Origin of the sequence: Colwellia sp. 6_MG-2023, from assembly GCF_030547765.1 — a bacterium.
Taxonomy (GTDB): Bacteria; Pseudomonadota; Gammaproteobacteria; order Enterobacterales; family Alteromonadaceae; genus Colwellia.
Map to the genome: position 1 here is coordinate 107,868 of NZ_JAUOPP010000006.1, position 21,054 is coordinate 128,921.

A 21,054-nucleotide genomic window follows, 5' to 3' on the forward strand; every position below is an offset into this window, starting at 1 on the left:
TATGTTAACTATTTTATCTAGCTTATCTAATTTATCGATTAAATTTGTATTTTATATACCACTTATCATTATTAATGATTTCTTTATGCAACTTAATTGGTTATAGACTGTAATATACCGTAAAAAAATATATGGGGAAGTATGCTTATATTTAATCGAGAGAGTAACAGTGCTATTTTATTAGCAGGTATATTTGCGCTTATTGTAGGCGTTGGCGTGGCTCGTTTTGTGTTTACTTCGCTGCTACCTGCAATGTTAGAAGATAGTATTACTATTGCCTATGCTGGCGTGCTGGCTTCCATCAACTATGTCGGCTATTTAACTGGCTCTATTTTCTCTGTTTTTATTAAAGATATTCATTCTAAAGTTAAATACTTCAGGTTTGGACTGTTTATTTGTGTCATCTCCTCTTTTATTTTAGGCGTTACTGACAATAGTACAATCTGGTTTATTGCAAGGCTATTTGCTGGGTTTGGAGCAGCAATGGCCTTGGTTGTAGGATCGGCCGTTGTCATGTTAAAGCTAAAGTCGGTAAATAAAACCAAAGCGATGGGGATACACTTTAGTGGTTTAGGCTTTTCAATACTCATTACTGATCTGGTTATGAGGGGCGTATTTTATGCTGGCGGAAATTGGCAAGATGCATGGATCATCTTAGCGATATTAGGAGCATTGTTATCGTGTTATTCCGCTTATGTTTTACGGTTTGATAAACAGCCTAACAATGAAGTGGTTAAACACAAATTTGATAAGTCGTTATTTTCTCCGATGGTGATCATTTTAATATTGGCTTATTTTACCGAAGGTATTGGTATGGTTGTACAAGCAACTTTTCTACCCGACATTGTCAATTCGTTACAAGGGCTAGACGGCTATGGTGGATATGTCTGGTTAGCAGTAGGTATTGCTGGTGTTCCATCATGTATTATATGGATGCGTTTAGCACACCGTTTTGGCAGCATTAATATTATGATTGTTGCTATGCTATTACAGATTGTTGGTATTATAATTCCTACCCTTTCTAGCAATATTGTAATGAACCTTATTAGTGGTTTGCTTTTTGGTGCTACCTTTATCGGATTAGTGTCTTTATTTATGAATTTTGGTGGTCAACTTTCTAAGAAAAATCCTGTGTTTATTATGGGAGCAATTACATCTGCTTATGGCATAGGGCAAATTTTAGGTCCATTATATTCAGTTGCATTAATAAAACAATTTGGTAATTATAATGAGGCGTTATATTTAACCGCGACCATTGTTACTATGGGTATTTTACTATTAACTTATGCAAAAATTAATTATAAAGAAGCTAAAGATACTGCTCAATAGTATCTTTACTATGGTGTTTTCTATCTTTCAATTACACGTTCAAATGGTGGTAAAGAGTCAAGTAATTGCTTACCGTATCTTTTAGTTACTACCCGTTTATCCATCAAAGTGATTACGCCTTCGTCTTTTTCATTACGCAATAATCGCCCACAGGCTTGTACAAGTTTTTTAGACGTGTCAGGTACTGATAATGACATAAAAGGATTGCCTCCTTTTGCCGTAATATATTCGGCTTGAGCTTGTTCAACGGGAGAGGTTGGTACAGAAAAAGGCAGCTTTGTGATAATTAAATTGTTTAAGTAATTACCAGGTAAATCTAAACCTTCAGAAAAGCTTTGTGTGCCAAAAATAATACTGTTTTTATTGTTGTCACAATTCTTCTTATGTTTTTCAATGATATGTTGGCGAGAATGCTCTCCCTGTACCGCAATATCAAGTTGATTTTTTTCTCGTAACGCTTGTGCAACTTTTTCCATTTGCCAATAAGAAGAAAAAAGTACTAAGCTGGCACTACCTTGCTCTAAATACTTAGGTAGTTTATCTATCAGTTCGTCGGTGAATTGCATGGCACTTGGTTCGTTCGTCATTTTTGCAACAACCAGTTGAGCATTATTTTGATAATCAAATGGTGACGTTACCTGTTGATACTGGCTACCATCATCGTTTCTTAAACCAGCTTGAAAACGAAAGTTATCAAAGGAATTTAAGGCAAGTAATGTCGCTGAGCATAATACAGCGCCTTCACATTGACTCCAAAGTTTATCTTCTAACGTAAATCCGACTTCTATTGGCGAAGCACACAATAAATAGTCTTGTCGAGCACTAGCTTTAACAGGATCTTGAATTTGAATCCACCTTGCCATTGGTGCAGCTTTATCACTGTCTGTTTTAGCGTACATGTGCCAAAGCGACTGTAAATTTTCTAACCTTTGTATCATAAAGCCAGCCTCACTTAAAACAGGCTCAGCAAGATACATTTGGCAATCACCATCTTTTACTGCTTCAATTAAGGCATTATAAAGTTTGTTTAAGTGGCTTAATGATTTTTTGCTTAATTCATTACAATCTTCAGCCCAATTTTTTAATGATTTAGGAATTATGCCATTGTCGAAGCGGTAAACCTTATCGTCATTGTTTTTGAAATTATTGCTATTGTCTGTGGCATTATTTTCTAGAAAATAGGTTTTTGCATTATTATCAACAAACGTAAGTACTTTCTGCATTTCTATTAATAAATCTTGGCAGTCATCGCTAAGCTTTAATGCCGGAGAAATAGCACGTTGAGATTTAATCAACTTCGCCATTTTATCACCCGTCTCCCTTAACTTAGTTAGCCAATCAATAGCACCACGTAAGGTAACGCTTGCACTCGAATGGTCTCGGGTCACTTTAGGTAAATGGTGCGCTTCATCAATAATATAAAAAGTTTCATCGGGAGGGGATAATATTTTACCGCCACCTAATTCAAGGTCCGCTAACAATAAGCTATGATTGACGACTAACACGTGAGCCTGTTCCATTGTTTCTCGAGCTTTATGAAATGGGCAGTGATGATGTTCTGATAACGTTTTTAAACAACTATGTTTATCACTTTGTACTTGAGACCAAATATGGTGCGGGATAGGGCTTTTCCATGAATCTATGTCACCGTGCCAAGAGCCGTCAGTTAATGCCTTATGCATAGCATTTAATGTACGAATATCGCTCGCTTGTGGTTTTTCAGCAAAAGTAAAACCTGCTTGAGGGGAATCAGTCGCGACAGCTTGTGTTAGTTTTTGTCTGCATACATAACGTTGTCGGCCTTTAACTAAGGCAAAATCAAATTTTAAGCCGGCATATTTTTTTAAAAAAGGTAAGTCTTTATCAACCAGTTGCTCTTGTAATGCTACGGTTGCAGTAGAAATACAAACTTTTTTGTCACGCGCTAAGGCTAAAGGAATAGCACCTAAACTATAAGCAAGAGATTTACCTGTACCCGTGCCAGCTTCTATCGCGATAATTTTTCTATCTTTACTGTATTCACCGGCTAAGGTTTTTGCTATTTCAGCAATCAAAAACGTTTGTTGCTTTCTAGGGTTAAAGTTACTTAAATTCTCACCAATTGCTTTATATGATTGACGGATTATGAGTTTTAACTTGTCAGTTAGCATTTAAGGCAGTTTCCAAAGGTAAGATTATAAAGTACACTGCTGTATATATTAACAGGCTTTGTTTTTTCTCTCTATTTAATTTTAAAAAATATGCAAACTAATCTGCCACAACAAATACAACAGGGCTTTTTACTTAGTCGCCAAGTGCAAGATAAAGGTAACGATTTACAGATAACATTGTGGTTAAAAACTGAAAAAGGAGCACAAAAACTTGTTATTTATAATGAATTAGCCGTTTTTTTTGTTGAGCAACCGCAGGCAAAGCAAGCAGAGGCTATATTACAACACCAAGGAATATCGCTTGTTAAGCAGCAGTTATTAGAATTAAAAACCTTTACTCAACTATATGTTCATGGATTTTATTTTGCTAATTTATCGCAATTTTATCGTGCGCGAGAATGTCTTAGAGCAAAAAAAATTAAGTGTTATGAAGATGATATACGTCCTGATGATCGTTATTTAATGGAGCGATTTATTACTGCTGATATAGATTTTTTATTTAGCCGTAATAGCATGAATCACGAAACACATAACACTTATCTTAATCCTCTTAAAGTTAAGTGTAAAAAGTCAGCGCAGCCGTTAGCAATTCATTTGAGTATGTTATCACTTGATATTGAATGTTCTATGGCAGGAGAGCTTTATTCAATTGGTCTTTATGCTAATAATAATGAAGAATTGAAGCGTGTTTTAATGATAGGTGATCCTCAGTATGATGCCGAATCTTATATTGTTTGGGTTGCCAATGAAAAAGAGTTACTCATTGAACTCATTAAGCAAGTAGACATTATTGATGCTGATATTTTTATTGGTTGGAATGTGATTAATTTTGACTTTCGTTTATTACAAAAACGTTGCGATCTTCATCAAGTAAAATTTTCCATTGGACGTGATGGTAGTGAACCTCGCTGGCGAACTAACAGTAATAATACTGATCAGCAGTTTATTGAAATTGCTGGCAGAGTCGTGCTTGACGGTATTGATTTACTTAAAACAGCAACCTATAGCTTTCCTAGTTTTTCCCTAGACAACGTTGCCAATACGTTATTAGGTATAGGGAAAAAAGTTGATAATGTTGAAAATAGAGTTGATGAAATCACCGATAATTTTTTAAATAATAAACCAGCATTGGCGGCTTATAACCTTGAAGATTGCCGATTAGTATGGCTAATTTTTGAAAAAACTCAATTATTAGAATTTGCCCAATTGCGTGCGCAATTAACCGGATTAGCAATTGACAGAATAGGTGGCTCTGTTGCCGCTTTTACTAACCTTTACTTACCTAAACTTCACCGTAGTGGTTATGTCGCGCCTAATATGGGAGACGGTGTTTCTGGCTTAATATCTCCCGGTGGCTATGTTATGAATTCAATACCTGGTCTGTATAGCAATGTGTTAGTGCTCGATTTTAAATCACTATATCCGAGTATTATTCGAAGTTTTAAGATAGATCCTATGGGATTAGTTGAAGGCTTATTAGTTGTCGAAAAAGAAGAAGCTAATACCACGTTACCCGTTCAAAATAAAAAAGTGGTAGAGGGGTTTGATGGCGCGTATTTTTCGCGCGATAAACATTTTTTACCCGATATAATCACTTCACTTTGGTTAGAGCGAGATAAGGCGAAATTGCAGAAAAATGCGGCATTGTCACAAGCAATTAAAATTATCATGAACAGTTTTTATGGTGTTTTAGGCTCAACAGGGTGTCGTTTTTTTGATCCTAGGCTTTCTGGCTCTATTACTAAACGTAGTCATGAAATTTTAAAAAAGACAACTCACTGGATTGAAGAACATGGTTTTCGTGTTATTTACGGTGATACCGATTCAATCTTTGTGCATGTTGGTGATGATAGAGCTGCTGCTGAATGTAAAAGTTTAGGTCGAGATTTACAAGGCTTTATTAATGCAAAGTGGCAACATTATATAAAAGCAGTTTTTGACTTACCTTGTGATTTAGAAATTGAATTTGAAACACACTTCACCAAATTTTTAATGCCAACAATTCGTGGACAGGAAGCAATTAAAGGACAAAAGGTTGGTACGAAAAAAAGGTATGTTGGGTTAAGTGATGGAAAATTAATTTTTAAAGGACTAGAAACGGTTAGAAGTGACTGGACTCAAGCGAGTAAAGTGTTCCAGCAAGAATTGTTCAGACGAGTATTTGATGATTTACCTATAGATGAGTACATTTGTACTCTATTGAGCGAGATAAGGGCTGGAAAGCATGATAATAATCTAGTTTATATGAAAAAAATAAGAAGAGATCTTAACGATTATGTTAATACGCCACCTCATATTAAGGCATGTTTAATTGCTAATAAAGCTTCAATAGACTCAGGTCAATCACCTAAGTATAGAAAAAGAAGTATTATTGAATATGTGATGACCTTAAATGGTGTAATGCCAATAGAGTTATCGAAAGGAAATTTAGATTATGAGCATTATATCGATAAACAGATTAAGCCAATAGCCGATGATGTTTTACCTTTTCTCGGGAAATCTTTTGATGAGATTGTTAGTAAGCAAATTAATTTATTTTAATCGATTGTTGTTCGTTATCTCATACTGATTTGATATTTTAGCCGCTATTTTTATTTTACCACTTGTGTACTCTGTCTTTTTATACTGCAATTATTTTAAGCTCTTTATTACTAAGCAAGTTACTTAGGTGCATGCTGGTTGCTTGTCCATTTTAAAACTGGCATGATTTAATGAACATTTATTAAGCTGAGCTTAAGTATATAAAAGGGAATTTTATGTTATCAGATAAAACAAAATTGTTTCTTAGAATCATCTTAAATTTAAAACCGTCTTTTCATTTTCTTATGTCGTATATTGTCATTTGGTTTGTTTGGCATAATGAGTTTATTAGTTCACTGGTGATGACTAATGGGGGGCTGTACGTAAGGCTACAATCTGCCCTTGACTCTGTTAGTGCCAATCAATATATAGTTGTTTTATTTTTAACGATAATGCTGACACTTATTATTTATGGGTTTGATTATTTAACACAAATTTTAGCTGATGATGACAATAGTGAAGAATTTACGTTATTACAAAATAGTAATAGCGCCAAGCATGACAACGACGTGAACATTAAAAAGCTAATGGTAACACTTGAAAGTGCTCAACTAAAACTTTCAGAATCGCTAGAAAGAGAAAAACAGTATAAACAAGAAAAAATCGCGACTACGAGTAAAGTTATCCAGCTACAAAGCCAATTAGAAGAGCTAATGGCAGATAATATTATTTTAAATGAAGAAAATAATAAATTAAAGGCAAGTAATAAAGTGGATGCTGTTCTGTATCAATCCTAACAAAATAGCAGTAACCTAAAACTTATCTCAATAATTTTATTATTAACGATTAACCTAATGAGTTGTTCTAGATATCTATTTCAGTTCTCTCTTATTAGTTATCAGTTTTAAAACTTAACAGATAACAGGTGAATTTTCTTTCATTTCCCTGTATAAATACAAATAAGTTTAGATGGCTAGATAGCTATTTGAAGTAATTAAACCTAAAGGTCAGATTTAAATGAAACAAGATACTAAAATTGTTACTGCAGGTCGCAAAGCAAAATGGACAAATGGTGTAGTTAATCCAAGCGTTACACGGGCTTCAACTGTTGTGTTTGAAACTGTGGCTGAAATGAATGATGCTTTAAAGAATCGTAATAATCAAACCATGGTATATGGTAGAAGAGGCACAACAACAGCGTTTGCTTTTAGTGATGCAATGACTGAATTAGAAGGTGGTGCAGGTTGTGCACTTTATCCATCAGGTACGGCAGCGATAACCAATGCAATAATCTCTTTTGTAGAAAGTGGCGATCATATTTTAATGGTTGATAGTGCTTATGAGCCAACACGTGACTATTGCGATAAAATTTTAGCTAAAATGGGTGTAGAAACAACTTATTATGACCCACTTATTGGTGCTGGTATTGAAGCATTAATAAAGCCCAATACACGTATTGTTTTCTTAGAGTCTCCGGGTTCAATTACGATGGAAGTACAAGATGTACCAACCATTGCCAAAATAGCACATCAACATGATTGTATTGTAATGCTTGATAATACTTGGGGCGCAGGTATTAATTTTAAGCCCTTTGATTACGGTGTTGATATTAGTATACAAGCAGCCACTAAATATATTGTTGGACACTCTGACGTTATGTTAGGCACCGCGACAGCAACAGAAAAATATTGGCCACAATTACGCGATAATAGTTATTTAATGGGGCAATGTACCTCACCAGATGATTTATATCTTGCGTTACGTGGTATTAGAACGATTGGTGTACGTTTAAAGCAACATGAAAAGAGTGCGTTAACAGTAGCTAGCTGGTTAAAAGAGCGACCAGAGGTTGATACTATTTTACATCCTGCTTTTGAGTCTTGTCCAGGGCATGAGTTTTTTAAACGTGACTTCACCGGCTCTAATGGTTTATTTTCTTTTACCTTAAACTGTGGCAATAGAGCAGCACTTACCGCATTTCTTGATGGCTTATCGCATTTTAAAATGGGTTATTCATGGGGGGGGTTCGAATCACTTATTTTAGGTATTACGAGTATTGATTCAATTCGAAGTGCAACTAAGTGGACGGCAGAGTTTCCGTTAATTCGTTTGCATATTGGTCTAGAAGATGTCGATGATTTAATTGCTGATTTAGAGCAGGGTTTTGCTCGTTTTAATACCAAACTTTAGCCATAAGCACATTATTGTAAAGTCGCATTGATTGATGCTCGTTATAGGTTTATAACGAGCATCAATGATTTAACTTAATAAATCTGTTAGTTAGTCTTTGAGTTATCCTTACCTAACAACATAAATATTTTTTTCGCTATATCGGTGTTGTCTTGTAGACCTTTAAATAACTCACTGTGTTGTCCAAAAGAAAATACAGGTACATCGATGGCCGTATGACCACCAGTAGTCCAACCACTATTACTACGCATATCCATCACCTTCTTAACACTTTTTATTAATGCTAATTCACTTGCAGGTGTAGTTTTACTTTGATACATATTCGCAGTTTTTTCTATTGTAGCGTTATTTTTACTATCATTAAGTAAACTCAGCTCTTCTTCAGATAATTCAAAATTAAATAATTCTGTTGTGATTTTTGCGTTTATTTCATTGGTTGTTAATTGCTTAGCGATATAATTAACAGAGTGCTTCATTGTGCGCAAATTTTCAGCATTCCATTCATATTTACCATTGGCAGCAATAGTAAAACCACCTGTACTATGATCGGCAGTTATTACCACAAGTGTATCAGGGTGATGTTCAACAAAGTGCTCTAAATATTCAATTGTTTTTGCTAAATCATCCATTTCAGCCATAGCATCGCTTATATCATTACCATGAGCAGCCCAATCAACTTGACTGCCTTCAATGAGCATGAAAAAGCCATTATCAGCTAAATCATCAGTTTCTTGTAAGTCAATTAAATGGTGAATACCTGCTTTAGTCATAGTTGATAAGCGATGTTTATTGGTATCATCCAATGCCCAAGGTAAACCAACATCAGCAAAAAGACCTAAAACAGGTTTATCTTTAGGAAAACTATTTAAATCTTGATAATTATCGACATAATGAAAACCCGATTTCTTAAACTCATCAACTAAGTTTCTATCTTCGCGGATGAAGTACTTCCAACCGCCACCAAGATAAAGGTCTGCTTTTATGCCATTGTCGATATAGCTATCGGCAATTTCATTGTAATTTCTACGGCTTTCATTATGTGCCAGATATGAAGCTGGTGTGGCATGATTAATTTGAGACGTTACGACTACACCTGTCTTTTTACCTTGTAATTTTGCCCATTCTAATACGGTTTGTATTTCTTTCTTATTTACATCAACACCAATAGCACCATTGTAACTTTTCACGCCTGTAGATAATGCCGTTGCACTTGCTGCGGAGTCAGTGACTACACCAGAAACCGGAGCAGGGTAGGTACTTGATAAACCTTTAAGGTGGCGATCAAATACTGTTTCTTCTACAACTGTTGTTTTTGGGTTGTCACTAAAATAGCGGTAAGCAGTTGTGTAAGCTGGTCCCATACCATCACCAATCACCATAATAATATTTTTGGGTAAATTAGCTGGCATGACCGTTGTTAGTGTGTTCGTTGTCTCTTGTGCTGCTATATTGTCATTAACGTGAGCCGTGTTCGCACAAGAAACACAAAGTAATGACAGTGAAATAGCGGATAAAAATAGTTTCATCTTTTTTCCTGTTTATAAAAAATTATTTAGTTAAGTCAAGGTCAACCCAGACAAGTCTATGATCTGATGAAGCTTGTCTATCTTTGATTAATCGAAAAGCTTCGTCATTTTTCTGTGGCCAAAATACGCCAGAATCTCTAATTGTAAAGCCAAATACAGAAGGAAGAACGTAATCTGCTCGCATTCCCCAGTATGCTGTATGATATTTAGCATTTATATTATCACTTTTATGTAACTGGCCACCTAAGCTTGTTGGCATAGGATCTTGTAATTTACTGTCGGTAATTAGCGCTTCAATACTCGAATTAATTGCGTCACCTTCAACACTAGAGGCATTTTGATCGCCTACTATAACAAAAGGTTGATTAGGGGATAATCCACCTTTGTTGCCATTATCATCATAGATGTAGCTAGCTTGTGTGTTATTAATGTAATCAAACCAAAAACGAATTTCATCATGATTACGTTTACCGTTACGATTCTCTGGGCCATCGAACACAGGTGGTGTCGGGTGGCTAGCTAGAACATGCACTGTCTGGCCATTAATATTTACTGGAATATCCCAATGTGATTTTGATGATAACCTTAAGTTACTCCAAACATCTTCACTAAACCAAGGCTCTTTAGTACTTGGGTCAATTGGCTTCAAAGCGCCTGGCATATCACGCCATTTGAAGAGCTGGAAAGTTCTAATTGCTTTTTTATCAATAGGGTATTTTGATAATAATACCATGCCATAATGACCTTCAAAATAGCCATAACCATGTAAATTATTCGTGGTTGGTTGATTATCTTTATTCTCATTATTGGTGTTTTTGTTTACTTTTACACCGGTATTAACAGTACCTTGATAAAAGTAAGGGTAATGAATCTCGTTTTGTTTATTCTGTCCATTACCTAAATAGTTCTTCATAAAATAAAGAATGTTTTCATGATTTTTATCTACATGATCAAATTCATTTAGTAAAATGATATCAGGATTAACACGTTGGATTATTTCAGCAATATTTTTAATTTGTGGATTATTACCTCTTAACGCTTGCGTAAGTTCATCACCTGTTACGTTAGGTGTTCTATTCGGTGACGGTTTTGCATAGTTGAATGCTTCCATACTGACATTGAAGGTTGCGATACGTAGTTTAGTTGTTGCTTCTGTATTTAGTTGTGTGTTATTTGCAGCCATAGCTTTACTCGCAATAGTTGTATTTAATAGAAAAGCACTAAATAGTATTAACCCATTTAACTTAAAAAAGTTTTTTATCATTTTAATTTACAGCCTCGTAAAATTATATCTGTCAGAAAATTTGTAACATGTTCAATATCATCGCTCTCATAATCAGCACGATTCATAATGGTTAATATTTGATTGTCAAAATCAGCATAGTGTTGAGTTGACGACCAAATAAGCAATATTAAGTTGACTGGGTCTACTGCATGCATTTCACCGTTATCAATCCAGTGCTGAAATATTTTTGCTTTCTCTCTCACCCATTGACGAAGGTAGGTGCGGGCAAAATCTTTTAGGTGTTGAGCACCTTGAATAATTTCCATCGCATAAATCTTAGACGCTTTTGGGTTATTGAAAGACATAGCAACTTTAGCCCGAATAAATTTTTCTATCGCAAGCTTTGGACCATCTTCGAGTAAAATATCACCGATGCCTTCATCCCACATGTTAAGGGTTTTTTCTAAAACAGCATGATATATATTTTCTTTATTTTTAAAGTAATATAAAACATTAGCTTTAGGTAACCCCGCGTTATCTGCGATAGATTGCACAGTGGCTCCTTTATATCCTTGTAATATAAATTCGTCTTGAGCGGCAATCAGTATTTTATCGGTACTGATTGTTCGTATTTTTTGTGATTTAGAGTTTTTATTCATTTTTATTTGATTTTTAACTAATATTGACTATTTTTCATAAGAGATTACATAACTTTTACTGGTGATTATTAACCATTTTTCCATTAAATCATACCAAGGTTACACTGAAGTTAAAGGGGATTTTTATGGTTACATCTACCATAATCAATACCAATAATATGTACTTTTTTAGTGGTTATATTTCTGACTATTTTTAGTTTCTTGTCCTGTTGGTCTATTTATTTGTTTCTAAATAATCTGTTAATCCTATAGATCTTGTCTATAAAAAGCAAAAAGCTGACCTTTTGGTTCGTTTTTTATCATAACGCTTTTTTTTTAAGTGAAATTGAGTTAATTTATACAGGTATGTAATAAAAATGTAATGAAACTTTGGTTAAATTGACTACATTGCTTTAGGTCAGATAAAAACGGTAAACAAACTTTAGATGAGTATTGTCTGAAGAAAATAATAATTTATACATAAAACACATAGGAATATTAACATGAAAACCCACTCTATCTCTCGAATAGCGGGCGCCCTTGTTGTTGCGCTTGGTTTGTCAACCTCTGTTATTTCAACAGATGTTGCTGCAAACACAACTTCTTCGGGTATTAAAGGTCAAATTGTCGGTCCTAACGGCAATGCTGCTGCTGGTACAAAAATTACGATTGTACATGTACCATCAGGAACGACGAAAACAGCTGTTGTAAATGAATCAGGTCAATTCTCTGCTAAGGGTCTACGTGTTGGCGGACCTTATAACATTATTATTGATTCAAATAGCTTTAAAGATACTGAGTTATCGAATGTATTTTTAACCTTAGGTGAAACTTACCCTGTTAGTGTTTCATTAGAAGCGCAACAATCTATAGAAACTATCGAGATAACGGGACGTGTAGTTAATAGTAATTATGGTAGCACTAGTCCTGCTTCTAATTTTAATTTACAAGATATTGAACTAGCACCAAGCGTTGATCGTGATCTGAAAGACGTTATTCGTGTTGATCCTCGTGTATATATTAATGAATCTAGCTCAAATGCAATTGTTTGTGCCGGTGGTAACCCACGCTTTAACAGTCTAACTGTTGATGGCGCACGTATGAATGATAACTTTGGTTTGAATGGCAATGGTTATCCAACAGTTCGTATTCCATTTTCATATGATGCAATTGATCAAGTTTCTGTTGAGCTAGCACCTTTTGATGTTCAATATGGTGGCTTTACCTCTTGTAACATTAATGCTGTAACTAAGTCTGGTGGTAATGAGCTACATGGTAGTGTTTTTGTTGATTACACAAGCGACTCGTTAAAAGGTGATAGTTTAGAAGGCGATTCTATTGATACAGGTAGTTATAACGAAAAACGTTATGGTTTTAATGTTGGCTTCCCATTAATAGAAGATGAATTATTCTTCTTTGCTGCTTATGAAAAGTTAGATGGCTCTCAAATCATGCAATATACTGCATTTGATAATGGCGCTATTTCACAAAGTGATATTGATAACATTATTCAAATATCAAAAGATAATTATAATTATGATCCAGGTACAATGGTACCTAGTATTCCAGTTGATGATGAAAAAATCTTAGTTAAGTTAGATTGGAACATTAATGAGCAACATCGTTTAAACTTTGTTTATAACTACAATGATGGTTATGAAATTGGTCAATCTGACGAAGGTTCTACACGACTATCATTATCTAACCATTTTTATGAACGTGGTGCAGAATTTACGTCTTATGTTTCATCTTTATATTCAGATTGGACAGATAACTTTTCTACTGAGTTTCGTTTAGGTTATTCTAAATTAGATAATCGTCAAACGTCTTTAGATGAATCAAGTGGTTTTGGTGAGTTTAGAATTGAAGATGTTGGTTCTGGAGGCGTTGATGTTTATTTAGGGCCAGATGATTCTCGTCAATCAAATGAATTGAACTACGATACGCTATCATTAAAAATTGCTGGTACTTATTATCTAGATGAACATGAGTTATATTTTGGCTTTGAAAGAGAAGAGCTTGATGTTTTCAATTTATTTGTTCAACATTCTCAAACTGAAACGCGTTTTAATAATGTTACCGACTTTGAAAATGGTTTAGCTGATGATGTTTACTATGGTAATGCGGCTTCACTTAATCCTGCTGATGCTGCTGGTGAATTTAGCTATGCATTAAATACGGTATACTTTCAAGATAAGTTTGAGTTAGAGTCATATGATGTCACCATCACTGCTGGTCTTCGTTATGATTGGTATACAAGTGATGATAAACCAAATTACAATCCTAACTTCGAATCACGTTATGGTTTTTCAAACGCTCAAAACTTAGATGGTATTGATTTACTTCAACCACGTTTAGGTTTGAATTGGGTTGTTAATGATCAATTAGAAGTTCGTGCCGGTGCTGGTCTTTACTCTGGTGGTAATCCAAACGTTTGGATTTCTAATAGTTATTCAAATGATGGTGTTCGTAATATTCAAGATAGCTCTGTAAGAGATGCATATATTTTGGGTCCTGATGCTATTGCTTTTGATGGTACTGGACAAGCAGGGTATGATATTCCTGTTCAATCAATTAACAATGTGAGCACAGGAACTGCAGATTCAAGCACAAATTCAACTGATCCTGGTTTTGAAATTCCTTCAGAATGGAAATATTCATTAGGTCTTACTTATGTTACTGAATCAGAATATGTAATCACAGCAGATTACTTATACACAGACAAAGAAAACTCTGCGATTGTAAATGATTTAGCAGCAGTAGTAACTGATGTCGCTCCTGATGGCAGACGCATCTATGAAAGTTCTCGTGGTTTTGATAATGACTTCTTCTTAACAAATGTTAGTGGTCAAGATGGCGAAACAACTGTTGTATCTTTCGGTGTTAGTAAAGAGTATGAAAATGGGTTATCAATGACAGCTTCTTATGCGTTTACAGAAGCTAAAGATGTTCACCCAATGACTAGTTCAGTTGCCTTTTCTAACTACCATGGCATTGCAGTTTCTGATCCACAGTCTCCAGGCGTTGCAACTTCAAATTACGAAGTTCCACATAGATTTACATTAAATGTACATTACTCTCATGAATTCTTTGATGGCTTAGACACAAACTTTAGTTTGTTCGGTCAAGCGATGCAAACTCATGGTTATGATTATAACTTCTCTAATAACTCAAGTGGATTTGGTTATAACGACTCTAATCGCCAGTTATTATATGTTCCAACAGAAAGTGATAGTAAAGTTATTTATGGTGCTGATTTTGATTTAGATGCATTTAACAACTTTATTGCTTCTGAAGGTCTAACTCGCGGTGAAATCATGGAGCGTAATAGCCTTGACGGTGGTTGGTGGACTAAGTTTGATGTTCGTGTAGAGCAAGAAATTCCTGGTTTCACTGAAGATCATAAAGCAAGTGCTTACTTTGTAATAGAAAACGTTGGTAACTTCTTAAATGATGATTGGGGTGTACTTAAAGAAGGTAACTTCTTACAAGGTGCTGTAGAAGCTTCAATTACTGATGACGGTCAATATTCATATAATAAGTTTACTTCTCCTAGTTACAAAAGTAGACAAACTGATGCATCATTATGGGAAATTCGTATCGGTGTTAGTTACGATTTCTAATCATTAGTTTATAAAAAAGTCATTTTAAAAACCGTGCTTTATCGCACGGTTTTTTTATGTCTAAATTTTAGTTATTTTAATTATATTTTTAGAAAAATATTTACTACTAAATTTAATAATTGATGTTAGTATAACTAAATACTTGACCGTATGGTCAAGTAATATTCTTAAGCTAGAAAAAGTGAGTAAATTAATGAGTAACAATATTGATGCTAGTGTTTGGCAAAACCTTGTCGACAATGCAAAGCAAGCTTACCAGCAAGCTTATGCACCTTATAGTGAGTTTAGAGTAGGTGCTGCCGCGTTAACGACAGATACTAAAATAGTGCAAGGCTGTAATGTTGAAAATGCATCTTATGGGTTAACTGTTTGCGCTGAACGTAATTGTATTGCTCAAGGTGTTATTCATAATCCAAGTAATAAAACTGTTGAGTTCACGGCATTGGTTGTTTATACCGAGCAAGAAATATTGACGCCGCCGTGTGGTGCTTGCCGACAAGTGATTGCCGAGTTTTTCCCTCAAGATGCGCTAATTATGGCAGCTAACCATTTGAATCAACAGCAGCACTGGACGGTAGCAGAGTTATTGCCAGATGCATTTACTCCCTACAACCTTATCAATAAAACTTAGTAAACATATAACAACGAATTAAAATAATAATTAAAAAAGACAGAAAGGATTAAATAATGTTATTACCCCAAGAAATTATCGCTAAAAAACGAGATGGTAAAATACTTAAACAAGATGAAATTAAATTTTTTGTTGATGGCTTAGTATCTAATAATTTTAATGATGCGCAAGTTGGCGCAATGGCAATGGCAATTTTTCAAAAAGGCTTAGTACCACAAGAAACTGTAGAATTAACAAAAGCCATGATGCATTCAGGGGAGGTATTATCTTGGCAGCATTTAGACGGACCTGTTATTGATAAACATTCGACTGGCGGGGTTGGTGACAAAGTTAGCTTTATGCTTGCAGCTATTGTTGCTGCTTGTGGTGGTTATGTTCCAATGATATCAGGGCGAGGGCTTGGCCATACTGGAGGCACTGCAGATAAGCTTGAAAGTATAGCGGGTTTTAATGTTCAGCCTAATTTATCTGATTTTAAACGCATTGTTGCTGATCTCGGTGTCGCTATCATTGCTCAAACTCCTGATTTAGCACCAGCAGACAGACGTTTATATGCTATTAGAGATGTTACTGCAACAGTGGCGTCTATTCCTCTTATCACGGCGTCTATTTTATCTAAAAAACTTGCTGCGGGCCTTGATGTGTTAGTCATGGATATAAAAATGGGCAATGGCGCTCAAATGGAAGATTTAAGTCAAGCAAAAGCGTTGGCAGATAGTATTACCAGTGTTTCTAACGGTGCAGGGGTGAACACTCAAGCTATTATTACTGATATGAATCAAGTGCTTGGTAATACTGCGGGTAATGCGTTAGAAATGTATGAAACCGTAAAATATTTAACGGGTAAGCTTCGTGAGCCAAGGCTTCATCAAGTGGTTGTAACTTTAGCTAAAGCGATGTTAATCAATAGTAAACTTGCTAAGAGTGATGATGAAGCACAAGTAAAAATAGACAATGCATTAGATTCAGGTAAAGCGGCTGAAATTTTTGCTAAAATGATCAGTGCTTTAGGTGGACCAACAGATCTACTTGAGCAGCCTTGGCGTTCAATGAATAAAGCAGAGCATATCATTGAAATATTATCGCCTTGCAATGGATATATTAAAGCAATGCAAACGCGTGACATTGGTTTTTCTGTTGTTGGTTTAGGTGGTGGGCGTATTAGTAATGATCAAAAAATTGACCATAGTGTTGGTTTTGATCGTATTTTACCTATTGGCACACGTGTAAACCGAGGTGATGTTATTGCAAGGGTGCATGCAAGCTCTCTCGATAGCGCTGAACTTGCTAGTAAACAATATACAGATGCAGTAAGTTTTTCAGATACGCCAGTAGACGAAGCACAAATTATTTATTAATGTTTAAATCACCATTTACTTTTATTTCTACTCTGCCGTTTGAGTAGAAATAAATTGTATAAAGAACAGTGAGTGTAAGCAATCAGGGTAAAATTTTTATCTTTTACCGATGTTTTTTATGAAGGATAATTTAGTTGTTTACCGAACGTTGTTTTAACGTAAAATAGAAAGAAATCATAAAGTAACTTATATTGTAGAGACCACTATGACAGATGAAACTATTTTTTCTAAAATTATTAGACAAGAAATCCCAACCCCATTACTTTACCAAGATGAATTAGTAAGCGCTTTTAGAGATATTGCCCCGCGCGTAAGTACTCATATTTTAATTGTACCTAATAAGCATATCCCGACCACTAATGATGTTACTGACGCTGATGAGTTAACCATGGGACGTATGTTCACTGTTGCTAGAAAGTTAGCTAAACAAGAAGGGGTTGATGAAAGTGGTTATCGCTTGATTGTAAATTGTAATAAAGATGGTGGACAAGAAGTCTATCATATTCATATGCATTTACTTGGAGGTCAACGTTTAGGTGAAATGTTAGCGCTTTGATTCTCTTTTAAGTGGGAAAAACGATAAGTAGTTATATTGGTAAGATTAAAGACAGTGCACTTAATTGTTGGCTACCGCATAATTAAGGTATATGTAGATATTATACTTTCTAGGATTTTATGTGAATTGGAAAGCATTGCTCGAAAATCGAAATCGCCTATTCTGGCTTGTACATTCTGCAGGTTGGTTTGGCTTTGCTTTAGTGCATTATTTGGGGTCCTTGCTTCATGATTTGCGCGATATATTTGTCGTTATTATTTTTTTAAATGCTTATGCTGGCTGGTTGCTTTCTGTTCCTCTTCGCTATATATATCGTAGAGTTTGGAATCTTCCGCCATTTAAAGTAGCGCTGGTGGTGATTTTTTCTTCTTACATCACCGGTGTTTTATGGCAAGTCGTTAAAAACCTAAATTATTGGGAAATATATAAACATGGTTATAAGCCGGATTTTATATTGATGTATACCCAATCAAGTGTTTGGTCATTTTATATTATTCTCAGTTGGAGTGTTTTGTACTTTGGTACTAAGTATTATCAAATGTTACAAGTTGAAAAGCAAAATGTATTAAAAGCAAATTCAGTTGCCCATCAAGCTCAGTTAAAAATGTTGCGATATCAGCTTAATCCGCACTTTTTATTTAATACACTTAATGCTATTTCAACCCTCATACTGTTAAAGGATAATGCTACGGCTAATGGCATGGTTACTAGATTAAGTGAATTTTTACGTTATTCTCTTGATAAAGATCCGATGAAAAAAGTTAGCCTAAACAGTGAAATTCAAGCACTAGAGCTATATTTGGATATAGAGAAAGTCCGTTTTGAAGAACGGTTGCAAGTTCATATTTCTATCAATGAAAATTGCGAAAAGGCATTAGTACCTAGCATGATTTTACAACCGATTGCTGAGAACGCAATTAAGCATGCAGTAGCCACGCAAGAACGAGGCGGTAGTATTACAATTACGGTAAATAAATTTGCAAACGATTTAATGATAGAGCTAGCGGATGATGGGCCTGGTGCAGAGATAGTTGATGGTAATTTATATAGAGAAAATGGGGTCGGGTTAGTGAATACTCGTGAACGTTTAAATGCTCTATATGGTAACAATTATTCGCTTGTTGTTGCTAATAATATTCCTTCTGGTGTTAAAGTAAGTATTCGTATGCCGTTTGAATTATTATAATGTGTTCAATAAAACCATTTACAACACATTATCAGGGTTGAGTTATGATTTTTCGCACAATTATTGTAGATGATGAGCCACTTGCTCGAAAGGGACTAAGTATACGTCTACAAAGCTTTAACGATATCCATATCATTAAACAATGCAGTAATGGTAGAGAAGCTATTGAAACAATAAAAGAATGTCAGGTCGACTTAATGTTTCTTGATATTCAAATGCCTGGATTAACTGGCTTTCAGGTTATTGATGAAATTGAAAAGCAAGGGTTGAAAATGCCAATGGTGGTGTTTGCCACAGCGTTTGATCAGTATGCGATTAAAGCTTTTGAAGTATTGGCGCTCGATTATATTTTAAAGCCAACCAATGAAGATCGTCTTGCTCAGACACTCGACAAAATTAGACAACACTTCAGATCAAGTACCGATGCAGAGCATAAGTCTAAATTGATTCGATTAGTCAGTGATGTTACCGGCAATGATTACCAACAGATTTTAACCGAGCTTACTAATAATCAGCCTGTTAGCTTGTCTAATTATTCCGATATATTAGCGATTAAAGATGTTGGTGAAGTGACCAGAGTCCCAGTCAAAGATATTATTTGGATCGATGCTGCAGGAGATTATATGTGTGTTCATACCACTAATACTATGCAGCAACAGTCGCAAGATATCCCACAAGAAAACACACATATCTTAAGAAAAACAATGAAACAACTTGAAGAGCACCTTGATCCTAAAGTGTTTATTAGAAACCATCGTTCTACCATTGTTAATAAAGATTATGTGGAAAAATTTTGTAGCCAAGCAAGTGGTGAATATTTGTTGGTATTGAAAAATGGCAAAGAATTAAAGGTAAGTCGCAGCTATAAAGAAAAAGTTAAACAAGCTATAAATAGCTAATTTTATTGTCTAGTTTAATTTTTAATTTAAAATTAGCGTCTATACTTTAGTTTATGTAAGTATCAATAATATAATTAAAAGAGTCTACATAATGAATGTTAGTTACATTAGTCATATATCAGGGAAAGTCCAAGGGGTCTACTTTCGGGTATCAAGTCAACAAAAGGCAATTGAATATGGACTTAGTGGTTATGCTCGAAACTTAGCTGATGGTGACGTAGAAGTCTTTCTTTCGGGGAAAGATGTTGATGTCCAAAAAATGCTAGTGTGGTTAGAAACTGGTCCTACACTAGCAGAGGTTACCAAAATTCAACACAAACAAGTCGATTGGCAAGAGCATAATTTTTTTTCTATCAGCTAATAGCTGCTAAGTGTAATCTACACTTTCAATAGATAGTCATCATTCTTCTATATATTTGAAGCGCTGTATTTTTTTTTCATCTCTAACAATCGTTTCGTTGAACATTGCTAAAGGGCGAACCCAAATATCATCTACGTTGTCGAAGGGGTGATAAACAACCAAATATTCTTCTGTTTCGCTATGTTTTGCAAGGTGAAGTACTTGATAATAATTCCCTTTAAAGTGTTGATATTTTCCTAATTTAATCATTAAATATTTCCAATAATGTAAAGTTAAAATAATGTTGTAAAGTAAATATACTTTACAACATCTTATTTTTAAGGAGATTAAGCTAATGTTATATTCGTAAAGACTTATCGCCACGTGCCATGCCAACACAACCTGAACGAGCTGATTCTATGATTTCTGTTTCATTACTTAATACTTCAATAAAGGCATTAAGTTTATCACTATTCCCTGTTAATTCTATTGTATAAACCTGTTTACCAATATCGATAATAGAACCCCGAAAAATATCTGTAACTCGTTTAACTTCTGTGCGTGCTTTGTCATTTACAGCCGCAACTTTAACCAGTAATAATTCCCGTTCTACATGTTTTCTATCAGTTAGCTCAGATATTTTAATAACGTCAACTAACTTATTTACTTGCTTAACAATTTGCTCTAAAACTTTGTCATCACCTATGGTTGAAATGGTGATTCGAGATAAGCTGTTATCATCCGTTGGAGCAACAGTTAAGCTCTCTATATTAAAAGCGCGTTGAGAAAAAAGCCCTACGATACGTGATAGAGCACCGGCTTCATTTTCCAGTAAAATGGCTAAAATATGTCGCATTATGCCTTATCTCCTTTAGTGGTTATA

General features: G+C 34.9%; 17 protein-coding genes. 11 read left to right on the forward strand and 6 right to left on the reverse strand.

The genetic code is table 11. The features are described 5' to 3' along the window. The first annotated feature begins 141 nt into the window (after positions 1-141). On the forward strand, positions 142-1,329 hold the full coding sequence (locus Q4503_RS05830) for a YbfB/YjiJ family MFS transporter (RefSeq protein ID WP_303601668.1): 1,188 nt from the start codon (positions 142-144) through the stop codon (positions 1,327-1,329). A gap of 20 nt (positions 1,330-1,349) precedes the next feature. Here Q4503_RS05830 and dinG read toward each other — a convergent pair whose 3' ends face one another. Continuing rightward, a complete protein-coding gene (gene dinG, locus Q4503_RS05835) occupies positions 1,350-3,479 on the reverse strand; it encodes an ATP-dependent DNA helicase DinG (RefSeq protein WP_303601669.1) in 2,130 nt (709 codons plus the stop codon). A 90-nt stretch (positions 3,480-3,569) separates the two neighbouring features. On the opposite strand from dinG, the gene Q4503_RS05840 reads away from it, so the two are divergent. From Q4503_RS05840 to Q4503_RS05850, 3 genes are all read left to right on the forward strand, one after another. Next, positions 3,570-6,020 (forward strand): DNA polymerase II, encoded by a 2,451-nt coding sequence (locus Q4503_RS05840; RefSeq protein WP_303601670.1) that lies wholly within the window; start codon positions 3,570-3,572, stop codon positions 6,018-6,020. Positions 6,021-6,235: 215 nt separating this feature from the next. After that, complete coding sequence (locus Q4503_RS05845; protein WP_303601671.1) at positions 6,236-6,796, forward strand: hypothetical protein; 561 nt, start codon at positions 6,236-6,238, stop codon at positions 6,794-6,796. 220 nt (positions 6,797-7,016) lie between these two features. Beyond that, the gene (locus Q4503_RS05850; RefSeq protein WP_303601672.1) at positions 7,017-8,189 is read left to right on the forward strand and encodes a cystathionine beta-lyase; all 1,173 of its coding nucleotides are present in this window, start codon (positions 7,017-7,019) and stop codon (positions 8,187-8,189) included. 86 nt (positions 8,190-8,275) lie between these two features. Here Q4503_RS05850 and Q4503_RS05855 read toward each other — a convergent pair whose 3' ends face one another. The 3 genes from Q4503_RS05855 to Q4503_RS05865 all read right to left on the reverse strand — a co-directional run bounded on the left by Q4503_RS05855 (position 8,276) and on the right by Q4503_RS05865 (position 11,599). After that, complete coding sequence (locus tag Q4503_RS05855) at positions 8,276-9,715, reverse strand: alkaline phosphatase (RefSeq protein ID WP_303601673.1); 1,440 nt, start codon at positions 9,713-9,715, stop codon at positions 8,276-8,278. Between the two features lie 22 nt (positions 9,716-9,737). Next, positions 9,738-10,898 (reverse strand): endonuclease/exonuclease/phosphatase family protein, encoded by a 1,161-nt coding sequence (locus tag Q4503_RS05860; protein ID WP_303601706.1) that lies wholly within the window; start codon positions 10,896-10,898, stop codon positions 9,738-9,740. Between the two features lie 77 nt (positions 10,899-10,975). Next, positions 10,976-11,599 carry a TetR/AcrR family transcriptional regulator gene (locus tag Q4503_RS05865; protein WP_215972448.1) on the reverse strand — a complete coding sequence of 208 codons (624 nt, stop codon included), beginning with the start codon at positions 11,597-11,599 and terminating at the stop codon, positions 10,976-10,978. A 482-nt stretch (positions 11,600-12,081) separates the two neighbouring features. On the opposite strand from Q4503_RS05865, the gene Q4503_RS05870 reads away from it, so the two are divergent. The 7 genes from Q4503_RS05870 to Q4503_RS05900 all read left to right on the forward strand — a co-directional run bounded on the left by Q4503_RS05870 (position 12,082) and on the right by Q4503_RS05900 (position 20,192). Beyond that, on the forward strand, positions 12,082-15,201 hold the full coding sequence (locus Q4503_RS05870; protein WP_215972449.1) for a TonB-dependent receptor: 3,120 nt from the start codon (positions 12,082-12,084) through the stop codon (positions 15,199-15,201). A gap of 130 nt (positions 15,202-15,331) precedes the next feature. Continuing rightward, the gene (locus tag Q4503_RS05875) at positions 15,332-15,832 is read left to right on the forward strand and encodes a cytidine deaminase (RefSeq protein ID WP_368506795.1); all 501 of its coding nucleotides are present in this window, start codon (positions 15,332-15,334) and stop codon (positions 15,830-15,832) included. 56 nt (positions 15,833-15,888) lie between these two features. Beyond that, the gene (gene deoA / locus Q4503_RS05880) at positions 15,889-17,190 is read left to right on the forward strand and encodes a thymidine phosphorylase (protein WP_303601674.1); all 1,302 of its coding nucleotides are present in this window, start codon (positions 15,889-15,891) and stop codon (positions 17,188-17,190) included. Positions 17,191-17,395: 205 nt separating this feature from the next. Further along, positions 17,396-17,746, forward strand: coding sequence for an HIT domain-containing protein (locus Q4503_RS05885; protein WP_215972452.1), 351 nt, complete (start codon positions 17,396-17,398; stop codon positions 17,744-17,746). Positions 17,747-17,867: 121 nt separating this feature from the next. Beyond that, complete coding sequence (locus tag Q4503_RS05890) at positions 17,868-18,932, forward strand: sensor histidine kinase (protein WP_303601675.1); 1,065 nt, start codon at positions 17,868-17,870, stop codon at positions 18,930-18,932. A 44-nt stretch (positions 18,933-18,976) separates the two neighbouring features. Continuing rightward, positions 18,977-19,831, forward strand: a complete 855-nt coding sequence (locus tag Q4503_RS05895) for a LytTR family DNA-binding domain-containing protein (RefSeq protein WP_215972454.1) — start codon at positions 18,977-18,979, stop codon at positions 19,829-19,831. A gap of 91 nt (positions 19,832-19,922) precedes the next feature. Beyond that, complete coding sequence (locus Q4503_RS05900; RefSeq protein ID WP_215972455.1) at positions 19,923-20,192, forward strand: acylphosphatase; 270 nt, start codon at positions 19,923-19,925, stop codon at positions 20,190-20,192. A gap of 39 nt (positions 20,193-20,231) precedes the next feature. On the opposite strand, the gene Q4503_RS05905 is transcribed toward Q4503_RS05900, so the two are convergent. Both Q4503_RS05905 and ilvN read right to left on the reverse strand, forming a co-directional pair. Next, positions 20,232-20,441: a DUF1653 domain-containing protein gene (locus Q4503_RS05905; protein ID WP_303601676.1), complete on the reverse strand. Its 210-nt coding sequence runs from the start codon at positions 20,439-20,441 to the stop codon at positions 20,232-20,234. Positions 20,442-20,529: 88 nt separating this feature from the next. Continuing rightward, a complete protein-coding gene (gene ilvN, locus Q4503_RS05910) occupies positions 20,530-21,027 on the reverse strand; it encodes an acetolactate synthase small subunit (protein ID WP_303601677.1) in 498 nt (165 codons plus the stop codon). Positions 21,028-21,054 lie beyond the last annotated feature (27 nt).

Coding starts and splice junctions, on each gene's coding strand:
- Q4503_RS05850 (WP_303601672.1), top strand. CDS start 7,017: ATGAAACAAGATACTAAAATTGTTACTGCAGGTCGCAAAGCAAAATGG.
- Q4503_RS05855 (WP_303601673.1), bottom strand. CDS start 9,715: ATGAAACTATTTTTATCCGCTATTTCACTGTCATTACTTTGTGTTTCT.
- Q4503_RS05905 (WP_303601676.1), bottom strand. CDS start 20,441: ATGATTAAATTAGGAAAATATCAACACTTTAAAGGGAATTATTATCAA.
- Q4503_RS05885 (WP_215972452.1), top strand. CDS start 17,396: ATGACAGATGAAACTATTTTTTCTAAAATTATTAGACAAGAAATCCCA.
- ilvN (WP_303601677.1), bottom strand. CDS start 21,027: ATGCGACATATTTTAGCCATTTTACTGGAAAATGAAGCCGGTGCTCTA.
- Q4503_RS05895 (WP_215972454.1), top strand. CDS start 18,977: ATGATTTTTCGCACAATTATTGTAGATGATGAGCCACTTGCTCGAAAG.
- dinG (WP_303601669.1), bottom strand. CDS start 3,479: ATGCTAACTGACAAGTTAAAACTCATAATCCGTCAATCATATAAAGCA.
- Q4503_RS05830 (WP_303601668.1), top strand. CDS start 142: ATGCTTATATTTAATCGAGAGAGTAACAGTGCTATTTTATTAGCAGGT.
- Q4503_RS05840 (WP_303601670.1), top strand. CDS start 3,570: ATGCAAACTAATCTGCCACAACAAATACAACAGGGCTTTTTACTTAGT.
- Q4503_RS05860 (WP_303601706.1), bottom strand. CDS start 10,898: ATGGCTGCAAATAACACACAACTAAATACAGAAGCAACAACTAAACTA.
- Q4503_RS05870 (WP_215972449.1), top strand. CDS start 12,082: ATGAAAACCCACTCTATCTCTCGAATAGCGGGCGCCCTTGTTGTTGCG.
- Q4503_RS05865 (WP_215972448.1), bottom strand. CDS start 11,599: ATGAATAAAAACTCTAAATCACAAAAAATACGAACAATCAGTACCGAT.
- Q4503_RS05845 (WP_303601671.1), top strand. CDS start 6,236: ATGTTATCAGATAAAACAAAATTGTTTCTTAGAATCATCTTAAATTTA.
- Q4503_RS05900 (WP_215972455.1), top strand. CDS start 19,923: ATGAATGTTAGTTACATTAGTCATATATCAGGGAAAGTCCAAGGGGTC.
- deoA (WP_303601674.1), top strand. CDS start 15,889: ATGTTATTACCCCAAGAAATTATCGCTAAAAAACGAGATGGTAAAATA.